The 22,927-nt window shown below is 62.0% G+C and carries 6 protein-coding genes (1 of these 6 only partly in view); 5 read left to right on the top strand and 1 reads right to left on the bottom strand.

Annotated elements, in window-relative coordinates; all coding sequences use genetic code 11:
• The 4 genes from CLV74_RS12745 (at position 1) to CLV74_RS12730 (ending at position 3,468) form a co-directional block, all read left to right on the top strand.
• A complete protein-coding gene (locus tag CLV74_RS12745; RefSeq protein WP_106265348.1) occupies positions 1-780 on the top strand; it encodes an SDR family NAD(P)-dependent oxidoreductase in 780 nt (259 codons plus the stop codon).
• Positions 781-813: 33 nt separating this feature from the next.
• A complete protein-coding gene (locus CLV74_RS12740) occupies positions 814-1,605 on the top strand; it encodes an SDR family oxidoreductase (protein WP_106265346.1) in 792 nt (263 codons plus the stop codon).
• 203 nt (positions 1,606-1,808) lie between these two features.
• The gene (locus tag CLV74_RS12735; RefSeq protein WP_106265344.1) at positions 1,809-2,015 is read left to right on the top strand and encodes a cold-shock protein; all 207 of its coding nucleotides are present in this window, start codon (positions 1,809-1,811) and stop codon (positions 2,013-2,015) included.
• Between the two features lie 688 nt (positions 2,016-2,703).
• Complete coding sequence (locus CLV74_RS12730) at positions 2,704-3,468, top strand: SapC family protein (RefSeq protein WP_106265342.1); 765 nt, start codon at positions 2,704-2,706, stop codon at positions 3,466-3,468.
• Between the two features lie 65 nt (positions 3,469-3,533).
• On the opposite strand, the gene CLV74_RS12725 is transcribed toward CLV74_RS12730, so the two are convergent.
• The gene (locus CLV74_RS12725) at positions 3,534-4,655 is read right to left on the bottom strand and encodes a BamA/TamA family outer membrane protein (protein WP_170108043.1); all 1,122 of its coding nucleotides are present in this window, start codon (positions 4,653-4,655) and stop codon (positions 3,534-3,536) included.
• 678 nt (positions 4,656-5,333) lie between these two features.
• Between CLV74_RS12725 and CLV74_RS12720 the strand changes: the two genes are divergently transcribed.
• Positions 5,334-22,927, top strand: partial view of an Ig-like domain-containing protein gene (locus tag CLV74_RS12720; protein WP_106265338.1) — the start only. Its footprint extends 38,545 nt past the window's final position; 17,594 of the gene's 56,139 nt are visible here — the first part of the coding sequence; the start codon lies at positions 5,334-5,336; its stop codon lies off the right edge, out of view.

Here is a 22,927-nt window from a genome sequence, read left to right as displayed (position 1 = left end):
ATGCAACGATTTACCGGCAAGACCGTGGTGGTCACGGGCGGCAACAAGGGCATCGGTCTGGCGATTGCTGACCGGTTTGGCTCTGAGGGTGCGAATGTGGTGATCGCCTCGTTCGAGGCCAATGTGGAAGAGGCCGCCGCAGGTCTGCGCGCCAAGGGTATGACCGCCATCGGTGTGGTCTGCGACGTGACCAAACGCTCTGACGTGGTGGCCCTGTACAATACAGCGGTGCAGCGGTTCGGGACGGTCGATGTCTCGGTCCAGAATGCGGGGATCATCACCATCGCCCGCGTCGAAGACCTGACCGAGCAGGAATGGGACGCCACGATGGACGTGAACACCAAGGGCGCGTTCCTATGCTGCCAAGAGGCGATCCGGCGTATGCGCTCCAACGGCGGCGGGCGGCTGATCAACATCGCATCGGGCCAAGCGCGGGACGGGTTCATCTATACGCCCCATTATGCGGCCTCGAAATTCGGGGTGATGGGCATGACCCAAAGCCTTGCCAAAGAGGTGGCGCTGGATGGGATCACCGTGAACGCCATCTGCCCCGGCATCATCCGCACCGACATGTGGGACTACAATGACCGCGTCTGGGGCGAGATGCTTGGCGATTATGAACCGGGCGAGTTGATGGAGTCCTGGGTCCAGAACATCCCCATGAAACGGGCGGGCGAGGGCAAGGATGTGGCGGGTCTGATCGCCTTTCTGGCCAGCGCCGACGCCGATTATATTACCGGCCAGACCATCAACGTGGATGGCGGCCTGATTATGTCGTGACCCCTACGGGTCAGTTTTGAAGGAGAGGCCGTAATGGCTGAGATTACTCTGAACGCCCCTGCCATGTTCGATCTGAGCGGACGGGTGGCTTTCGTCACCGGCGCGGGCAGCGGCATCGGCCAGCGGATCGCGATGGGCTTGGCCCAATGCGGGGCGGATGTGGCCCTACTGGACCGCCGCACCGATGACGGTTTGGCGCAAACGGCTGATTTCATTGCGAAAGCGGGGCGCAAGTCTGTGCAGATCGCGGCGGATGTGACCGATGGCGCGGCGTTGGCCGACGCGGTTGCACGGACCGAGGCCGACCTTGGCCCCCTGCGGCTGGCGGTGAACGCGGCGGGGATCGCCAATGCCAATCCCGTGGAGGATATGGAAGAGGACCAGTACCAGACCCTGATGGACATCAACATGAAGGGCGTTTGGCTGTCGTGCCGCGCCCAAGGCCGCGCGATGCTGGCGCACGGGCAGGGGGGTGCGATCGTCAATATCGCGTCCATGTCCGGTGTGATCGTCAACCGCGGTCTGGATCAGGCGCATTACAACGCCTCAAAGGCTGGGGTGATCCACCTGTCCAAATCCATGGCGATGGAGTGGGTCGGGCGCGGGATCCGCGTCAACTCGATCTCGCCGGGGTATACGGCGACGCCGATGAACACCCGCCCCGAGATGATTCACCAAACCCGCGAGTTCGAAAGCCAGACACCCATGCAGCGCATGGCCACGGTCGATGAGATGGTCGGCCCTGCGGTCTTTCTGCTGTCCGATGCGGCGTCCTATTGTACAGGCGTTGATCTGTTGGTGGATGGGGGCTTCTGCTGCTGGTAAGGTGAGCGAAAATAAGCACAGTTTCGTGTGTATCCCAAATGGGATATTGCGCTTTTTCCAAATTGCTGTCACATCGAATGTGCTTACGTTTCTAAGGTTCGAAATGCTTTGACTGAATGCTCAGTTCAAGTTGATCGACTCGGATCGACTGCACTGAGCTGCCACCAATGGTGGGGGTAGCATTTCTAAAAAGGAACACGGATATGGCCACTGGCACCGTAAAATGGTTCAACGCAACCAAAGGCTTCGGCTTCATTCAGCCCGACGAAGGCAACAAAGATGTCTTCCTGCACATCTCGGCAGTAGAGCGCGCTGGTCTGCGTAGCATCGAAGAAGGTCAGAAGATCAGCTTCGAAATCGAATCGCGCCGTGACGGCCGCGAATCGGCAACCGATATCGCGCTGGCATAAGCTGCGATCGGTTCAAGACGATGAGGCGCTGGTTTTCCGGCGCCTTTTTCTTTGGGGCCTTGGCCTGTCCCTGTGAAAGCCGGTGCTGCTGCACTGGCGGGCCGACATCATCAGCAGTTTCGGATTGGATGGCTGCGGTTTCGCGGGACGGTAGAGGCGTGTCTTTCAGTTCCTTCGCGGCGGCGCTTGCAGGGGAATGAAAGGTGATGGATTTTGCCGCTTCTATTTCCGGCTTTGTGAAACCACAAATGGTCTTTCAATCGGATTTTCGGTTATTGAGAGGCTAAAAGTTAATTCCCCTGCAATTCTCTGAAGGAGGATTGGCGGCGGTATTAAACTGGCTCGATTTCTTGCTTTGGCGGGGGCGTCGGGTGTCGCCAAGGCGGTTCTCGGTGCCGGGTCTTGCAAGTCGGTTGGGTCTCAGACCGATAGGGTCAGTAAAGCCATTCTGTCAGTCTGTGTGGCGGAACCAGAGAAGCAGATTTTACCTTTTTTCGTTGCCGAAGTGCTTGACGACAAGGGCTTGACGCAAGAACATGATCGTGTGACTTGTTGATCCGTTCGAGATGGGATCATTTTTTTGGAAATCTGTGATTTCGTTTTGAGTTTTCACCAGTGTACAATTTTTCTATAATTCCGCACACAACGCGCCCTCCGATACAGGAATTGGGCCAAAGACAGGTGAGAAATGTCTGACATCGCAAAAATGTATGAATCCGTGTCGCCGATCAACGCCAGCACTCATGGTGATGTTTCGATCAAACCGGCGACCAATCTGGAATTCTCGCGCGGGATTAATTCCATTCCGGTGGTTGCGGCGGAATTCCCTTCGGCGGCTCAGGATATGGCGATTGTCTTTACCGGCGATGCCGATGCGATGGTGCCCGTGGCGCTGACCGGCGTGAAGCCGAATGAGAACGTCTACCTGAACGAAGATGGCAAATGGACTGGCCGTTATGTGCCCGCCTTCCTGCGCCGTTATCCCTTTATCTTCGCGCGCAGCGATGTGGACACCATGACCCTGTGCCTTGATGAGGCCTATAGCGGGATCAATCGCGATGGGCGCGGCGAGCGTCTGTTTGATGCGGACGGCAACCGGACCCAGTATCTGGAAAATATGCTTGGCTTCGTGACCCAATACCAGCGTCAGCACATCGTGACCCAAGCCTTCTGCAAGCGTCTTGCGTCGCTGGGTCTGCTTGAGGCTGCCACCCTGAGCGCGACCGACGCCGATGGGGAAACCCGCCGTCTGGTTGGTTTTCAGGTGATCAACCGCCAGAAATTCAAGGCGATCCCCGATGCGGATCTGCTGGCGATGTTCCGTTCTGATGAGCTGGAGCTGTGCTACCTGCACATGCATTCGCTGCAAAATCTGGGCATCCAGCTAAGTAATGTGCAGGCCACCGCGCCCGCACCCAAGGCCGAGATGGAAGTGCCCGAGACCGTGCAGTAACGGGCAGTCCGAAGGCCAAAGAAAAACCCGCCGGTTGGCGGGTTTTTTTGTTTGTGGCGAGGGGCTTAGAAGACCCAGCCCAAGGTGAACTGCAATTCTTGCGTCCGGTCGTTGTCCCTCTTGTGGGCAGGCACCGCATAGGACACATCCAGCGGGCCAAGGGGCGATTGCCAGCGCAGGCCAACGCCGTGGGTGCGCTTTAGTTTGCCGGGTTGCAGATCGTTGGTGTCATTGGCCGCGTCGCCCGCATCGGTGAAGGCAAAGACCGCCAGATTGCGCTTGGGGCCGACGATCATCCCCAACTCAAGCGAGGAGGTCAGCGCGTATTGGCCGCCCACAACCGCATCCTCGCCCGAGAATTCCATGGGCGAGACGGGGCCAAGGCTGTTGGGTTTGTAGCCGCGCACGGTGCCGGGGCCACCCACGAAGGTGTTCTTGTTAAACGGAAATTCGCCCTTGTTGGTGAAACCCGCGCTGGCCGCAACGCGGCCCTTCGCGAACATCCGGTCCCCTAGCGCCATAAAGTGCTGCGCCGAGACCTGCACAACCGCATAGGGGCTGGCGCCCGCGTTGCCGATCTCAAGCGAGGTGCCGATGGTCGAGCCGGAAGTGGCGAAATTCTCATCCTCGGTCAGGGTCGAGAACTGGTTGCGGACCGCCACATAGCCCGTATGGACCTGATCGTCGTGCAGAACCTCGGCGTCAGCGACCAGCTGAGGCACGTCTTCGGACTTTTTGAAGTCCAGAAGGTTGTAGCCCACGGCGAAGGAAATGCCCGAATGCGGCCCCAGTTCGCGGGCAAAGGACACCTCGGCGTCGGCGGTGCCAAAGCTGTAATCGCGCAGCACGTCCTTGTTCGCCGAAACCTGACGGGTCGAGAACGAGAAGGTCCGCGACCAGGGGGATTCAAACAGGTCCGGATCGGTCGAACGGACGGTCAGGCCGCTGCTGTAGACACTGTGCGAGACGTCCAGAACCAGATTGTCGTCGGTGCCGAAAAGGTTCTGTTGTTCCAGCGTGAAATTGAAGGTGGTCTTGTAGAGGTTGTCGTAGAACAGCCCGATCTTGAACATCCCTTCAGAGGAAGTGTCGACCTCGAACGCGGCGGGTGCTGCGTGCAGTTGGGGCGCAAAAACAGACAAGCTGGACAATAGAATTAGCCCAGAGAAGAACTTGTGGGGTTTCATTCGATTTTCCCTGAATGAATTGGCTTTTCCAAAACAACAACGACGTTGTGCCATACTCGAAAGACAAATCGGTGAGGGTGCCTGTTTTTCTTCACGCGAATTTCATTTTGCTAACATGGCCGGTTTTTCATGGCAAGACTTTGCGCCAGCTTCTTGGTTTGGCGGATAACATGCGTCTTGCGCGTATCTTTTGGGTGAGTAATTGGTCGGTACGGGGAATAGCAAGACCGGCTTTGCGTGCATCTTTAAATTGTTTTGAAATTCCGTAGTGCAACTCAATACTGTAGGTAACGCGTTTTTTCGCGGTTTAAGGCAATCATTCTGTTGATAATTTCGAACTTCCGTTGCAACCATACCCAAGAGTATAAGTGCTGTAGAGATAGATACCTGTTTTATCCATAAGGATATTTGTGGGAAGGCGGGGCCTATGCTATCCAGAAGCGTAACCATCAGTTCACAAACGCTAGCGGGCTTGGTCCGTGTTTTTGAAGCTGGCGCTTTTGATCTTTTGTTAGATGGTTTTAGTGGTTTTTGAGACGGAGCCTTCGGTATTTTTCTGAAGGTCCCAATCGGCTGCAAATTTTGCATTTCGAAAGGTCGGGGCGTTTTTTCTCTGACTCGTAGTGTGCATTTCAGATCGCCGCCCAATACGGCGATAAAGACAGGAATTGGTCGGATATGGCTGGCGAACGTGACGAAGATCAAATCGATGCGGGCAATGAGCGCGGATCGGATTTTGGCTTGGAAACCCTTGAACAGCGAATTGTGCTATCGGGCGATGTCACTTTAAACTCTTCGGACCCAACGCCAAGTGATCCGGTTCAGGTCGTGGATGCCGGCGAAACCACGACCCAGTCTCCTGCCACGCTTGATCCTACGGGAGAGCCTTCCAACCTGGTGTTGGTGGGCTCTAGTGGTTCTGAAACGGCCCTTTCGACGGATGGGGTTGATAGCCCGCTTACCGTGTCTTCCGGTCAGACGCTGACTGGCAAGGGGACTGTTACTGCTGCACTGACCAACGATGGTACGATCGCGCCTGGAAATTCGCCGGGCGTTTTGAGTGTTGCCTCGTACGATCAGGATGCCAGCGCGACCCTGTCGATTGAGATCTCGGGCGTTCAACCTGCCTCGGAAGGGCTGACCGATGCCTATGACCAGTTGCTGGTCTCTGGCACGGCGGCGCTGGATGGCACGCTTGAGCTGTCCTTCCTTGATGATTTCACCCCCACTGCGGGTCAGGTGTTCGACATCATCCGCTGGTCGCAGCGGACCGGTTCGTTCAGCAATTTCACCGGCCTTTATGCGGGCAACGGCGTTTATATGCGCCCCGTTTATTCGGCGGATCGTTTGCAACTGGTCGCGACCTCGATCCCTGTTCTGGACCAGTTGAATGTGGTCGGGGATGAGGCGCAGGGCGTTGTGGATGAATGGCTGACGGGTCTGGTCAATCAGGTCCCGCAAGAGCTGACCCTGTCGGCCTCTTTGGACCTGTCGGGCATGCGTGTGTCGGGTGATTGGTCCGTCACCGTGCTTGAGACTGTGGACGGCTGGCGCACCCGCCTGAGCGTTGCCGATGGCACCGCAAGCTGGGGCATGGCGGGCCTGACCGGCGGCTTGACCGATGTAGCGGGCACATATGAATTCGGCGCGGGCGCGCCTTCGTTGACCATGACCGCCAGCGGTGCGCTGTCGGCCTTTGGCGGCGCGTCCCTGTCGGGCGATTTCGCCATTGCCTATGACGCGGCGACGGACGGTTTGCAGGTTACGGCCAGCGGCGTTTCGGCCCGTTTGGGCAATCCGGCGCACGGGGCCTCGGCCCTTGTGTCGGGCGCGGCGCTGAATGTGCGGATGCAGGGTGGCGCGTTTGAGATTGCCGCCACCGGTACTGGCGCGATTGATGGTCTGCCGGGCTTTGGCTTTACGGGCCAGTTGGGCTTTGAAGCCTCGACCGCCAGCGGCAAGGCGCGGTTTGTGGCCCGTGATGCGCAGGTGGTTATGCCTGATCTGGGCACGCTTTCGGGTGATTTTGTCTTTGCGACTTCGTCCCAGACGACCGAGACCCATCGCACCCACCGCTTTGTCATCGGTGCCGATGAGGTGAGCGGTTCGCTGACCCTTGGGGCCCTAAGCAGCACGCTTAGCGCCGGTCGCTTGGGCGTTGTGGTGGAAAGCACCTCGGACCTCAGCGGTATTGGCGAGGTTCAGACCACCAAGGCGGTTTACGGCCAGCTTGATCTGGGTATCGCGATTGACGATGCGTTCGCCCTGACGGGCCGCAATATTCAGGTGGCCTATAGCACCGCCAGCGATACCACTGCCGAGCGGATCGAACTGCTGTCGGGCGAGGCTCTGTGGCTGGATGTGGCGGCGGGTGCTGCCACGGCAGAAGGCCAGTTTGAGGCCACGATTGATGGCGTTCTGGCATTCTCGGGCCATTTGCAACTGGATATCAGCACCACGACGCGCCTTTTGTCCGATGCCTCGACCGTGCGGGTGGTGGAGTACAGCCTGACCGGCCGTGATGTCAGCGCAGGCTTTGGCGGATCGAACGGGCTGGAGATTGACCGCTCGGATTTCGTGCTGGTCTATTCGAAAGAGAAGACAGGATCGCGGTCGTGGGTGGCCTCGCGCGGGGGGATCTATGAGGCCTCGGTCGCGGGCTACATGCTGCCCGATCTGGAAGTGGCCCAGTGGTCGATCAACCGTGCCATCGGCGCGCTGCCCGATGTGCCGACGATTGATTGGTCGGTGCCTGCCAGCTTTGATCTGGGTGACAGTATCTCGTTCGTGCTGGATCAGGTGGGTGATGTCTTCACCGTGCCGGTTTCGGGCGCGATCAACATAGATGGTAATGTGCTGTCCGGCGATCTGAGCCTGACCTATGACCGCACCGACGATAGCTGGACCATCGACTTTGACGATCTGACGCTGGTTGCGGCGGCGGCGGGTGTGGCCTTTACCCTGTCGCAGGGCACGGGTCAGCTGCGGATTGACAGCAACCGCAAAGCCTCTGGCACGATCACCGGCGCGATGTCGGTGACGGGCGTTGATGGCATGACCATTGACGCGACCGGCTCGGTCACGTTTGCGTCTGACAGCCCCGATCTGGCGATCACCGCCAATGGTGCGGTGGCGATTGACGGCTTTGCCCGCATTCAGGGTGATTTCAGCATCCAGCGTCAGGAAACTGCGCAAGGCGAGCGGTTTGTCATCGCGGCCAATGACGCGGCGATTGCCGTGGGTACTGCGGGCAATGGCGTTTCGGTCAGCGATGTTGATCTGGCGATGGTGCTTCAGCGCGATGCGCTGGGGGCGGCTGGCGTTGCGATGGTGGCCAATGGCGCGGTGGCGCTGGATGGTCTGGGGGGCGATCTGTCCCTGTCGGCGGCCAATGGCAGCGTGCTGCTGAACACCCTTGGCACCCCGATCCAAGAGACGATCACCGTGGGTGGTCAGGTTCTGACGCTGGCCTTCGAGGATGAGCTTGAGGTCAAATCCGTTGCCGTGACCGGCCTGTCGGTCAGCGTGGCGGGCGGCCCGACCCTGACCGGTGACGCGCGGATCACCTCGCGCAATGTGGCGGTGGGCGGTAGCACCCGTCGCCAGTTGGAAATCGGCTTTGATAACCTTGCTGTCAGCGGCATCAGCATGGGCGGCGCCTCGGCCACCTTGAGCGATGCCAGCGGTGCGGTTCTGGTCTTTAAGGATTCCGCAGGGGCCACGAAATATGCCGTGCAGGCTGAAGGCTCGGTCGCGCTGACGGGTCTGGCGGGCGTTTCCGTTTCCGCCACCGATATGGCCCTGTCGCTGAACCGCACGGGCCGCGCGATTGACACCCAGATCGCCACTGCCACGGGCTATATCACGCTGGATCAGGCCCAGGGCGAAACCCGCCTGACCGGTCAGGCCAGTGCCGCTGTTGATGGCGTCATGGCTGTCTCGGGCCAGATTTTCCTTGAGCATCGCGCAGGCGTTTCGCTGCCCGTCAAAACCGGCTCGGGCGATACCGCGACGTATGAGACCATCACCGCAGACATGTTGGTCATTGGCGGTCTGGACCTGAGCGCGGATCTGTCGGCAGGGGATGCCTCGGTCGTGCTGGGGGATGTGGATATGGCGCTGGTCCTGACGACCGAGGTCGTCACCGGTACCGCCACCGCCCGCCGCTGGATCACCACCAGCGCCAGCCTTTCCGAAGCCCGCGTGGATGCCTATGCCGATGTGGCCGTGACCACCGGCATGTTGGAAATCAACCGCGGTCTGGCCGCCGACGGCAGCCTTCTGGCCGTGGGCACTCCGGTTCTGGATTTCTCGGGCGATCACAGCATCTTGCTGCCCTTGGGCGACAGCCAGTCGATGGCATTGATCAACGACACCGAGCGCTTCACCGCCGCTGTTGTGGGCGCGGTGCAGATCGGCGGCGTGAACCTGATCGGCAAGATCCACGTCAGCGAATACACCGACACCAGCGGCAACCCCGCGTGGGAAGTGCGTCTTGGCGAAGGGGAACTGACCGTTTCCACCAATGATGCCGCGGTCACCATCAACTCGGTCGAGGGGGCGTTCTACGTCACCACCGATGGGGTCAGCGGGACTGTGTCGGGCGTCGGCTCGATCATCGGGGTGGACGGTCTGACGGCCTCGGGGTCCCTGACGGCCAGCTTTAGCGATAATGAGCTGTCGCTGGCGGGCAACCTTGATCTGGCGGTCGAAGGGATCGGCAGCCTGAACGGTGATTTCTCGTTCGTGAAAGAACAGGCGGAATACGCGCAGCCTATCGAGCAGCTGTCCACCGCCATCGCCGCCAATGGCGGCGCCTCGGATGCGGTGCAAGAAGGTGGGGAAACCACCAACGCCAAAATCCGACTGGATATCACCGGCGCAGATGGTGCGCTGGCCCGTGAAGGCGTTTATGCGCTGGAATATGACGGGGTGAGCCAGACTGTCTCTACGCTGGACGCGAACGGTCGCCCTGTGTCGGACGCGGTGCTGGTCACCCGTTTGCAGAATACCCTTGCCCGGATTCCGGCCATCGGTTTGGGCAATGTGCTGGTTACTGGCACCCGTGCGGACGGCTTTACCTTTGAATTCATTGGCGCTTTGGCGGGCAAGCCGATTTCTCTGGCCGATGCCCGTGGCGGCGCAGGTCTGTGGCTGGAACAGCCCGCCGATCTGCAGGACGCGCCCGATTGGGGCGTCACCGAAGAGGTCAGCCCCGCCACCACCGGCGTGAATGAAACCCAGACCCTGCGCGTTCAGCGCAGCGGCAGTGGCACCAGCTCTGACACCTTTACCCTGACCGTTGACGGCCAGACTACGGGTGCGATCCAGTATCTGCCCAACGGCACGCAGGTGAACGAACAGCAGACCATCAGCATCACCGCTGTGCCGACCACCTCGGGGCAGTTCTGGTTTGATGTGAATGGCCAGACCACGTCCAAGATCCGCTTTGCGGGCAACCCCAGCTTCCAGACCTCGAAGATGCAAGAGGCGTTCGAGGCCATTCTGGGGCAGGGCAACGTCACCGTCCGCTATAACACCAAATTCACCGCCAACAACGAGATCGAATATATCGTCACCTTCGCCAATGACTTTGGCGGGCAGGATATCCCGACGATTGTGGCGCATGCCTCGACCTCGGCCATCGACATCGACGTGGCCGAGACCCGCAAAGCCAGCGCGGGATACTCGGCGGACAAGCAGGCGCAGCTGATCGAGGATGCCTTGATCGCAAAGTTCGGCGCGGGCTCTGCCTCTGTGGCGTTTGTGGCAGGCACCAGCCTGTCGGATGCGACCTTCAAGATCGACTTTGCCCGCAGCTTGGGCAGCAAGGATCTGGCGCTGATGACGGCGACCGGTTTCACCGGTGCGACCTTTACGGCGGCGCAGACCAAGGCCGGATCGGCCGCGGAAGGTGCGGTGCAAGAGCTGCACCTTTACAACGCGCAGCGCCTTGGCACCTTTGAGATGCGTCTGGATTACGGCGGCAAGACCTATGTCTCGGCCCCCTTGGGCTTTGCGGCGACGGCGGTTCAGGTCAAGGCAGCCCTTCTGGCGGCGCAAGCCAGCGATGGCGCGCGTCTGGCGGCAACCGGCGCGGATGTGGCTGTCACGCTGAATGAAACCGGCGGCACCGGCTCGTGGGAGCTGGCATTCGGCGGCACCCTGACCGGCCAGACGCTGCCCTTGGTGCAGGGCAAAATCCTGACCTCTCTGCCTGCGCCCGATGCGGCGCTGACCAGTGTTGTCACGGGCCGCACCACCAGCGAGACCCAGACCCTTGATCTGTCCGGCCAGACCCGCGTGCGTCTGTCGGTCAGCGGCTCGGCCTCTTATACCGGCGTGCTTGAGGTTGCGGGTCTTACCGCTGCTGATCTGGCCACCGCCCTTGGCGGGCTGACCGCGATTGGCGCGGCCAGCAATGTTGTTGTGACCGAAACCGGTACTGCTGGCATCTTCTCTGTCGCTTATGTGGGCGGTCTGGCACAGCAGGACGTGGCCCGTCTTGAAGTCTCGCCCGTTCAGCGCGTGACGCTGACGCAGGCGGATGGGTCGATGCCGACCTCGATCATGGCGCGGGTCGCCTCTAGCGACGTGTGGTCCACCGAAGTGGACGTGCGCGACATGGACGCCGAGACCATCGCCGCTGTGCTGAAGGCGCAGCTGGACCAGATGGACAACTATGCGCGGGCCGATATCGCGGTCAGCGTGGCGGATGCGGATACCCTGACGCTGGACGTGGCCTTTATCGGTGGCCTTGCCGGCGCGGATGTCGAGGCGCTTGAGGTCATCGCGACCACCACCACCCAGACCACGGCGCCGCGCTTCCTGATCGGGGCCAGCAATGTGACCGGCGCTGTGGGCGATAGCGCCACGGCCAGCCTGTCGCTGAGCGATGGCTCGCTGGCGCTGCTGATTGATACCAAAGACGATGGCACCACCGGTTTTGCCTTGCAGGCAGGCGCGACGGTGTCCCTGTCGGGCTTTGGCGATGCGGTTTCGATCAATGCCTCGGGCACCGTGCGCGTCAACGCCATGGGCCGTGAGGTCAGCCAGACCATTCCCACCGGCGTCAGCACCAGCCAAGAGATCAGCTTTGCCGATGGGGTTTCCCGTCAGGAAGTCATCATCGACAGCGGCTCGGTCACTGTGGATGGGGTCGGCACCCTCAGCGGCGCGCTGACCTTGGTGCGCACGCAGGAAATCGTGCAGGGCGTCACCATCACCGAGATGACCATTGGCGTCGATCAACTGGCCGGCTCGCTGACCCTTGGCCCCGCAACAGCGGCGCTGAGCGATGGTCGCGGCGCGGTGCTGCTGCGTCAGGAAGTGGATGCCAACGGCGGCGTGACCAACAAGGTCGCGGTACAGGCCGATGGCGATGTGTCCCTGTCGGGCGTGGCGGGCATCAGCCTGCAAGCGAACAACCTGTCGGTCTCTTACAACCGTTGGGGTCAGGCCCTGTCGCGGACCGTTGCGACCCCCGGCCTTGATTACGCGGTCGATATGGCCGCGAATGAGACCCGCATGAGCGGTCAGGCCGTTGCCACGCTGGATGGCGTGCTGCAACTGTCCGGTGATCTGTTCATCGAGAACGTCCAGAACCAGTCGGTCACCCTGACCGATGACAGCCAGATCAACGTGAACCAGTTGATCGTCGGCGGCACCAACATCGCCGCCAAACTGCTGGCGGGCGGCTCGGTCACCGATCCTATCGTCGAGATCAGCGAAATCGACGTGGCGATGGTCTACTCGACCGAAGTGGGCGCAAGCCGCTCTTGGGTCACGACCGAGGCCGACTTGGGCGCGCTAAGCGTTGCGGGCTATGATCTGGCCGATCTGAACACCGCAGCGTTGCAGTTGAACACCGCGATTGATCAGGCCAGCGGCGCGATTGATGCGGCGCAGACCACGGTCATCGACTGGTCGGCAAACGCCAAAGAGCTGGAGCTGTCGGACGTCAAATCCCTGACCCTTGATCTGGTTGGTCCGGTGGTGCAACTGCCGATCAACGGCCAGCTTAACCTTGGCGGCGCGGTTCTTGGCGGATCGTTCAAGATCACGCTGGACCAGACCGGCCCGAACGATGTCTGGACGATTGAGGCGGAAAACGCCGATCTGGGCTACAACGCGGGCGGGGCCTTTATTGGTTTGACCGGCGTCACCGGATCGCTGGTGTTCGAACAGGGTCAAAGCCCCAGCGGCACCCTGACCGGCACCGCGAATGTGGACGGGCTTGGTGGCATCTCTCTCAGCGGTCTGCTGAGCGCATCGTTTGATGGCAACGGCAACATGGCCTTCTCGGCCACGGGTATGGACATTGCCGTCGACGGCTTTGGCACCATCACCGGCGATGTGGCGCTGCAAAAATCGGCAGAGGGCGACATTCTGCTGTCGGCCAGCAATGTGGCCGCCGATGTGGGCGCGGCGGGTGCAGGCTTTGCCATGAGTGGCGGCCAGCTTGGACTTTACATCGCGGCCCGCAGCGAAGACCGCGCGGGTTATGCGCTGGTGGCCAAGGGCGACGTGGCCCTTAGCGGCTTTGCAGGCATCTCGGCCAGCGCGACGGACGCGGAAATCCGCGTCAACACTCTGAAACAGACCGTCGATAAGACCATAGGCGGCGTGAACATCGCCTTTGACTCCTCTGCCGACGTGCAAGAGCTGTCCATCGGCACCGCGACCGTCACCGTTGACGGTCTTGGCAGCGTTTCGGGTGCCATCGCCATCACCAATGAGACCACCGTGAATGACGCAGGTCAGACTGTCGTCTCGACCAAGATCGGCATGGCAAATGCGGGCGGTGCGCTGGATCTTGGCGCATTGGGCGCGACCCTGTCGAACGGGCGCGGCGCGATTGTGCTGAACAAGGTCGGCAGCGCGGCGGGCACCTATGCGGTGCAGCTTGAGGGCGACGTGGCCCTGACCGGCGCCGAGGGCGTCAGCCTGTCGGCCACCAACATGAAGGTCAGCTACAACCGTCTGGGTCAGGCCGTCGAAGGTCTGGCGGTTGAGACCGGCGCAGGCGAATATACCATCAACCTGCTGGACAACGAGACCCGCATCTCGGGTCAGGCGACCGCGCAGATTGCAGGTCTGACCCTGTCGGGCGATCTGTTCGTTGAGGTCCGCGAAGACGTCACCAGCCAGTTGATCGACGGCACAGGTGCGACCAGTGCGGTGACGCTGGACCAGACTATTATTGGCGGCAGCAACCTGTCTGTCAGCTATGCCCAAGGCGGCACCACCTACGCGGCCCTTGGCGGCGGCGATCTGGCGCTGGTGCTGTCGCAAGACACCACTGATGCGAATGAACGCTGGCTGTCGGCCACCGGTTCGATCGGCAGCATTACCGTTCTGGATCAAGAGGTTGCCAGCATCGACAGCGCCAAGCTGGTGCTGAACCAGAAGCTGACCACCGCAGGCGCGCTGATCGAGGACGCGACCGCCACCGTCATCAACTGGGGCAACGATGTTCAAACGCTGGCTCTGTCCGCTCAGGACGCGGCCAAGACCGCCGTTATGGACATGGCGGACCGTCGTTGGGAAATCCCCGTCAGCGGCGACATTGATTTCGGCGCGGCCCGTTTGGGCGGCGATTTCGTCATCGTTCTGGACAAGAACGACGCGGGCGAACGTATCTGGGACATCACCGCGCAGGACGTGACCGTTGCAGTCACCGCAGGCGGCGCGAAGGTCGCGATCGAGAACGGCGCAGGCACCCTGCATCTTGAAACCGGTGCGAACTCGGGTTCGATCTCGGGCGATGTGGTGATTGCAGGTCTTGGCGGTCTGTCGGCCAGCGGTAGCCTCTCGGCCACTTTCGCGGGCGATGATCTGGCCCTGTCGGGCACCGGCATCAACGTGGCGATTGACGGCTTTGGCGCGATCACTGGCGACTTTGCCGTTGAGAAATCCGCAGACAGCCTGCTGGTCGGTCTGAACAACGCGGGCGCGGACTTTGGCGGGATTACTGTGTCCGGCGGTCAGCTTGGCCTTTACATCGGTCAGAACGCGGCCGGAGCCGATGGCTATGCGCTGGTTGGCGCGGCCTCGGCCAGCCTGTCGGGTCTGGACGGTCTTTCGATGTCGGCGACCGCCGATATCCGCATCAACACCCTGCGCGAGGCGGTCAACAAGACCATCACCGTGGGCGGCACCGATATCGCCGTGGCCTTCGACAGCGCCGCCGATGTGCGCGAGCTGGTGATCACCGATGGCACGCTGGTCATCGACGGTTTGGGCTCGATCTCCGGTGCGCTGGCGATCTCGTCCGAGACCACGACGGTCGGCAATGTGGACACCACCCGCCTGCAAATCGGCCTGTCGGGCCTGGCAGGCTCGCTGACCCCTGGCGGTGTCGGCGCGGCGCTGACCGCTGGCAATGGCGCGCTTTATGTGGAACGTGTGACCACGGGCGGCACTGTGACCGCGAACGGCTATGCGCTGGATGTGGGCGGCAGCGTTGCGCTTAGCGGCGTGTCGGGCGTCACGCTGGAAGCGAACGATCTGAACCTGCGCTACAACCGTCTTGGCCGCGCGGTCGAGAATATGGCTATCGCCACGGGCGGCGAAGACTATGTCCTGAACCTTCTGGACAATGAGACCCGCCTCAGCGGCGCGATCAACGCCGATATCGCGGGCATCATCGGCATGAGCGGCCAGATGTTCATCGAAAGCCGCACGGGCGCGAATGCGCGGACCGTGACCCTAAGCGATGGCAGCACCGTTCAGGTGGAACAGCTGATCCTTGGTGGCGCGGGCCTGTCGGCCAACGTCGGCCCTGCGGGTATCGGCGCGGAACTGACCGATATGGACGGGGTTCTGATCCTGTCCACAGAATTGGGCGGCGCGGGCCGCCGCTGGATCTCTAGCACCTCGTCGATCAAAGAGGCGGCGATCAGCGGCTATGATCTGGCCGATTTCGATGATGCACGCTTCACCGTGAACTCGGAAATCGTTAATGGCGAGTTGCTGCTGGAAGGCACTACCCCTGTCATCAACTGGGACACCACATCTGAGGCTGTCACCCTGCTGCCCGGCCAGAGCCTTGCCCTTGCGGGCAACGAGCGTGAACTGTCGGTCGAACTGGACGGCGCGCTGAATCTTGGACCGGCGTCCCTGAGCGGCGATTTCTCGGTCGAGTTGGAGGTTTCGGACGCAGGCGATAAAGCATGGCATGTGATCGCCCGCGATGTGAGCATCGCGCTTGAGGTCAACGGCGTGCGGGCCGCGCTGGACGATGGCTCGGGCGATCTGTGGATCGGTAAGAACGACGTCACCGGCACCTATGGCGCGACCGAACGGTCGGGTACCATTACCGGCACCGCATCGTTGACCGGTGTGGATGATCTGACGCTGGAAGGCACCTTTGCCACCAAGTTCGACAGCTCGGGCAACCTGACGCTGGCGGGCGCGGTTGATATCGACGTGTTGGGCATGGCGACCCTCAGCGGTGAGTTCGCTGTTGAGAAACCGGCGCTGGCCACTGCCACCGCAACGCTGGAAGATGCCACATTGGTTAATGGGGCCACGGGCACCGTGACCGAGACCCAGCAGGGCGGCGTCAAGCAGTCCAGCGCCTTTGATCTGACCGTGGCCGAGATGCGCGATGGCGCGCTGTCGGTCCGCGAGGGCAAGTATACCTTCGCCTATGGCGGTAGCTCGGCGGCAGTGACGCTGGCGGCCAGCGATAGCGATCTGGTCTGGCAGCAAAAGCTGACCTCGGCGCTGCAGGCGCTGCTGGGGTATGGCAATGTGGCCGTGACGGGCACCATGGCCGATGGCTTTACCCTGACCATGAGTGGCGATCTGGCCGGACAGGCCGTGACCGGCCTGACCCTGACTCAGCCCGTCGATCCGGCGCTGGCCTATCAGAACCAGCAGGTGGCAGACCGTATCGCAGGCGCGACCGCAACCAGCGGCACCCTGCACGCGATCGAGCAAGTTGACGCATCCGTCTCCGGCACCGCCGATCTGCAAATCGTCTTTGCCCCCGCCGAGAATTCCAAGTTCAAGCTGTCGGCCACCGACAGCACCGGCGCGTTCCGCGAGGGTGTCTATGCCTTCAGCTACAACGGCAAATCGGTGTCGATGGACACCCGCGCCCTCAGCGGCGAGGCGCTGGATGATTTCAGCCTGCGCACCCGTCTGACCAGCAACATGATGATCCTATTCGGATCGAATAACGTCAGCGTCACTGGCACCCGCGCGGACGGCTTTATGATTGAGCTGAAAGGCACGCTGGCTGGCCAGAAGATCGCGCTGGACACCACCGGCAGCGGCAAAGGCTTTGCCATGACCCCGCCGGTCGATCCGTCGCTGGCCTATGATGCCTCGGACGCCTCAACGGTTCTCAGCCAAGGGGCGCAGGGGACTGCGGCCTCTGCCTATACGCTGGTGATTGACCGCGACTCTGGTGTGACGCGCAATTCGGACAGCTTCCGTCTGCAATTCGCGAACAGCCCGCGTTATGTGGATGTGAAATACGTCGATATCCAGACCTCGCAGCCGCGCCAGATCTATGACGCGCTGGCCAAGATGTTCGGCCTCGGGTCGGGCACCAGCACGGTTTACGGCAGCGGCACGACCCTGTCGAAGACCGCCTCGGCGGATCTGGTGGTGCGCGCGATCACCTCGCCCACGGCGACCCAGCAATACACCATCGAGTTCAAGAACAGCCTTGCGCAGCGCGTGGTTGATATGGGCGCGATGACTGCCACCAACGTCGGCACCACCAGCGGTATGGCGTATACCATCAGCCCGAAAGCGGGCTCGGTCGCGCCGGCGACGGGCGCAGTGCATGTGCTGGAAGGCTACGCGGCAGATGTGAAGGGCAGCTTTACCCTAAGCTTTGCCTATGGCGGCAGCACCTACACCACGGGCGCGATTGATGCGCAGGCCAGCGCCTCGGTCATGGCGGCAGCGGTTGCGGCGGCTGGCAATGGCAGCGGCGCGTTCTCGGCCACTGGTGCGACGGTGGATGTGTCGGTCACGGCGCAGGACCAGTGGAAGCTGACCTTTGGCGGTGCGGCGCTTGGGTCGGAAATCCCCGCCATCAACCGCGCCTTCACCCCTGCGGCGCTGCCGCAGGCGACGCTGACGTCGCAATCCAGCGGCATCGGGGCCTTTGCGGGCACCTACTTTACCAACGACATTGACCTTGCGGTCTTTGCAGGCACCGACGCGGCAGCAGTCAAGGACGCGATCCTTGGCGCGACCCGTCTGGACGGCACCTCATTGGAGGATGCGGATGTTGACGTCACGGTCGCGCTGGATGCGGCGACCGGCACATGGTCGGTCCGCTTTGGCGGCAGTGCGGTGAACCAGAGCATGGATGTGCTGCGCGTGATGGCCTCGGCCGAAACCGCAGCGGATGCGGCGATGGCGCAGACCCGAACCGGCGCAACCTCGTCCGAGGTTCAGACGCTGGCGCTTGGCGCAACCGGCGCGGTGCAACTGGGCTATCGGGGCCAATACACTGACATTGTTCTGGCGGAAAATCTGGATGCAGCGGCGCTGCAATCGGCCCTTGAGGGGCTGTCCAGCATTGGCGCGGGCAATGTCAGCGTCGCGCTGAACGATGATGGCAGCTTTGCCGTGTCCTTCATCGGTGATCTGGCGGGCGTGAATGCCAGCGGTCTGGCCGCTGTGGCTGTGGCCTCGGTCGATCTGGCGCACAGCGATGGGGCGATTGCCGATCTGATCAAGGTGAAAGCCGCAGGCGCGGCCGATTGGCAGCGCACTGCCGAGGCCGACCAGACCTTGGAAGGCGATGCGAAAACCACCGATCTTCTGGCCAGCCTGACACGGGCGATTGGCCTGCTGCCGTCTGTTGGTCTTGGCAATGTGGAACTGGTCGCGGTCGAGGGGTCGGACACCAGCTATTACCTGAAAACCACCGGCGCGCTGGCCGGTAAGGCGCTGCCCGCGATTGATATCGCGCTGGCCCGCGCTGTGGCCGAGCCCGAGAACTACCTCAAGATCGGTGCGGCCAATGTGGACGCCTCGCTTGGGAATGCGGACAACGGGATCTCGATTGAAGACGGCGCATTGGCGCTGGTTATCGGTCTGGAAACCCCTGCCACCGCTGGCGTTATCGCCAACCAGCCCGGCTATGCGCTGAATGTGTCGGGCACCGCCCGTATCAACGGCTTTGGCGATGCGATCACCATGTCCGCCGATGCGGCGCTGGCGATCAACACGCTGGGTCGCGCTGTGGATCAGACCGTCAAGACCGGCCTGACCACCCCTGACGCGCAGCTGACCTTCGAAGACGGTCTGGAACGGCGCGAGCTGACGATCAACGAAGGCACCATCACCGTGGACGGTCTGGGATCGGTCACCGGCGCGTTGAAGGTTGTCTCGACCCGCGAAACCGTCGCGGGTGTCACGACCGCCACCACCGAGATCGGCGTTGATAGCGCTGCGGGCGCATTGACCCCCGGCGGCGTGGGCGTTTCGCTGGCAAACGGCAAAGGCGCGCTGGTTCTGCAAACCATCGAGGCCGCAGATGGCAGCGTGACCACCAAATACGGCTTTGTCGCCGAGGGTGACGTGGCGCTGGAAGGCGTGCCGGGTGTCACGCTGACCGCTGATGATCTGATCGTAGCCTACAACCGTTGGGGTGATGATCTGGCGGTGGATGTGGAAACCGCAAGCGGCACCTACAGCGTCAATCTGGTGGACAATGAGACCCGCCTGCGCGGCTACATGACCATCGGCGTGGCTGATGCAATTGTCGCCCAAGGCAACCTCTTCATGGAGGCCCGTGAGGACCAGAGCATTCTGCTGGCCGATGGCAGCACCGTCACCGCAGACCAGCTGTTCATTGGCGGTGCGGATGTGGCGATCTCTGTTGGCAATGACAGCATCGGCGCGGAACTGTCGGAAACCGATATCGCGCTGGCCATCACGACCGAGCAGGTCACAACCGGCACCGCACGTCGCTGGCTTACCGTTCAGGGCAGCGTGGGCGATGCCAGCCTGAACGCCGGCGTCACTGCGCAGATTGATCAGGCCAACATCTACCTGAACCGCGAAATCGTGGACGGTCAGATCCTTAGCGCCGAGGGCGTGGCGATTGACTGGAACGGTGCGAATGATGACGAAAGCACCGATCTGGTGGTTTCGGACAGCACCACGCTGACCCTTGCCGAAGGGGCCGAGCGGTTCGAACTGGCCGTAGATGGCGCGCTGACCTTTGGTCCGGCGCGGATCGGTGGCAAGTTCGGCCTGCTGCTGGGAACCGACGACAACGGCGATCAGACGTGGACCATCACAGCCCAAGATGCCTTTGTCGAACTGGCGGCCAATGGCGCGAAGGCGCAGTTGGTCAACGGTACGGGCACGCTGTTCATTGCCGCTGACGGAGGCCGCTCGGGCCAGATCACCGGTGATGCCAGCCTGACCGGCGTGGACGGTCTGACCCTTGAGGGCAGCTTTGCCGCGAAATTCGATGCCGCTGGCAACATGCAGCTTGCCGGTGCGGTCGATCTGGCGATTGACGGCTTTGCCTCGGTGAACGGTGAATTTGCTGTGACCCGCGTGATCGCCGAGCAGCCAGAAGCGCAGATTGTCAGCGCCAAAGCGATCGAGCAGGCCCGTGGCACAGTCACCCGCGTGGAACAGGGCGGCGTGCAGACGCCGACCACCTTCCATCTGGCGGCGGCCGCTGGCAGCGGCAGCACCCTGCGGTTCCGCGAAGGGGCCTATGTCTTTGCCCGCACGGGCAGCAGCGTGTCCATCAGCTCGCTTGGGACCGATGGCGCGGCGCTTTCGGACGCAGATTTCGCGGCCCGTCTGGTGACTGGCCTGTCGGCCATCTACGGCACCGGCAACATTGAAGTTACCGGCACCCGCGCCGACGGTTTCGACATCAAGCTGGTCGGCACCCTGAACGGCACCGATCTGAGCGGTCTGACCATGACCCCGCCCGCCGATCCGGCGGATAAAGAGGATTGGGGCTCGACCAGTGTTCTGCGGGCGGCAACCGCGCCCAAGAACGACAGCCGCTATCTGCTGCTGAAACCTGCCAACATCAACAGCATCTCTGGCGCGAAATTCACGCTGGATCTGGGTGATCTGGGGACCACCGATGGCATCCGCTATATCGCGGACAAGAACCGACAGCAGTCCGCCATCCGCGAGGCGCTGGAAACCCTTGTGGGCCGTGGCAACGTCAGCGTCAGCTTTGACAATTCCACCGGCGGTGTGACCTCGCAGGGGTATTTCATCCGCTTCCTTGGGGATGATCTGCCGTCCGGCTTTACCGCGAACGCCTATACGACTGCCTCGAACGGCTCGGTCATGGCGGGTGTGGTGCGCGTTGCGGCCACGGCCTCGACCCTCACCGAAGGGACCACGGCCACCGGCACCGTGCAGGTGCTGGACCTTTATGACGAGAATATCCGCGGCGCCTATACCCTTAGCTTTGACGCTCTGGGGTCGACCTTTACCACCACCGATATCGCCTTTGACGCCAGCGTCAGCGATGTGCGCAATGCGATGCGGGCGGCAGAGAATGCCTCGGGCGGGACGTTCGCCGCTGCGGGCGGTGATGTGTCCGTGCAGATGGTGCTGTCGGAACTGGGTCACCAGATGTGGGAGGTCACCTTCGGCGGGGCCACCCTTGGCCGCCAGATCCCTGTGATGACCGGCGTTATCACCCAGATCGAGATGGCCCCCGATGCCGCGCTGGCGAAAACCGTCAGCGGCAGCACCACATCTGAGGTGCAGCGTCTGACCCTTGGCGCAGGACAGGATCTGTTCGCGGTCTCGTTCGGCTCGGTCACCACTGCGCCCTTGTCGGCCACCACCACTGCGGCGGAACTGCAAACCGCGCTGGAAAACCTTTCGACTGTTGGCAAAGGCAACGTGCGCGTCACGTCGGCAGGGACGGGGGCCTTTGATATCGCCTTCGTCAACGCCAAGGCGAAAAGCTATGTGCCGCTGCTGAAGCTTAGCGAAGTGCAGGTACTGGACCTGCGTCTGCCCGATGGTCTGGCCGACACGCTGACCCTGCGGGCGGCGGGCAACACCCAGTGGCAGGACGTCGAGATTGACCTGAGCACCGGCGACACCCGCGCCGCGCTGGCCAGCGCCCTGAGCACCCTCAAGAACGACGCGGGCAGCACCGTCTTTGGCGCAGGCAACATTGCCGTTTATGCCAGCGCGACCAAGGGCGTTTACACGCTGGTCGGCACTGGCACGAATGTGGGCGTCAACATCACCGATGTGGTTGCGGGCCTGACCCGCACCGTCGATGCGGCCCCCGACTACCTGCTGATCGGCGCCACTGGCGTCAACGGCATCGTGGGCGGACCGCAGGCAGGCGTTGCACTGACCAATCTGAACCTTGGTCTGGTCATCAGCCGCACGATGGACCCCGAAACCGGCACTTCGACCAGCAACGGCTATGCGCTGCGCGCTGATGGCGGCGTCGCGCTGTCGGGCATGGGCAATGCGATTTCCATGACGGCGACGGGCTCGATCGCGTCGAACACCTTGGGCCGTGCGATCACCATTGATGTGCCCGCAGGTCTGAATGGCGCGACCTATGCGCTGGAATTCGAAGACGGCACCAACCGCCGCGAATTGATCGTGGATGAGGCCACCCTGACCATCGACGGGCTTGGCAGCCTGAACGGCGGTCTGGCGATGACGGTCCTTTACCATGAGGTCGATGGCATCGAGACCACCGACATCCGCATCGGTCTGGAAGATGTGAACGGCTCGCTGGATGCGGGCGGCCTGTCGGCCAGCCTGACGAACGGCGAAGGCGCGATCCTGCTGCGCAACCAGCAGGGCATCGGCTCGCGTTATGCGGCGCAGGTCGAAGGCAATGTGGCGTTCGAAGTGGGCGGCGCGGTCGAGATTACCGCGGATCGTCTGCAAATCGCGTGGAACCGTTGGGGCGATGCCCTGACCGAGAGCGTGCGCACGCCGAGCGGTTACTACGATGTGGATCTGATCAACAACGAGACCCGTCTGCGTGGCTATCTGGGCGTTAACATCGCCGATACCATCACCGCCGAGGGTGAGCTGTTCATCGAGGTTCAAGAGGACCAGACCGTTGCCCTTAGCGATGGCGGGTCGGCCACTGTGGATCGGGTGCTGATCGGCGGGGCGGATGTCTCGGGCGGGATCGTCGCGGGCAGCGCGACCGTTGCGGCCTTTGACGATCTGGATGTTCTGGTGGCCCTGTCTACCGAGACCACGGGCGCCAAGCGCCGCTGGATCTCGGTCGCGGGGGATGTGGCAGGGGCCACGGT

Origin of the sequence: Donghicola tyrosinivorans (genome assembly GCF_003003355.1) — a bacterium.
Taxonomy (GTDB): Bacteria; Pseudomonadota; Alphaproteobacteria; order Rhodobacterales; family Rhodobacteraceae; genus Donghicola; species Donghicola tyrosinivorans.
The sequence above is the reverse complement of the archived record's forward strand: the minus strand, read 5'-3'. Positions and strand labels throughout refer to the sequence as shown.

What these genes read in the sequence shown, in the direction of transcription:
- CLV74_RS12745 (WP_106265348.1), top strand. Translation starts at nt 1, where the DNA reads ATGCAACGATTTACCGGCAAGACCGTGGTGGTCACGGGCGGCAACAAG.
- CLV74_RS12740 (WP_106265346.1), top strand. Translation starts at nt 814, where the DNA reads ATGGCTGAGATTACTCTGAACGCCCCTGCCATGTTCGATCTGAGCGGA.
- CLV74_RS12735 (WP_106265344.1), top strand. Translation starts at nt 1,809, where the DNA reads ATGGCCACTGGCACCGTAAAATGGTTCAACGCAACCAAAGGCTTCGGC.
- CLV74_RS12730 (WP_106265342.1), top strand. Translation starts at nt 2,704, where the DNA reads ATGTCTGACATCGCAAAAATGTATGAATCCGTGTCGCCGATCAACGCC.
- CLV74_RS12725 (WP_170108043.1), bottom strand. Translation starts at nt 4,655, where the DNA reads ATGAAACCCCACAAGTTCTTCTCTGGGCTAATTCTATTGTCCAGCTTG.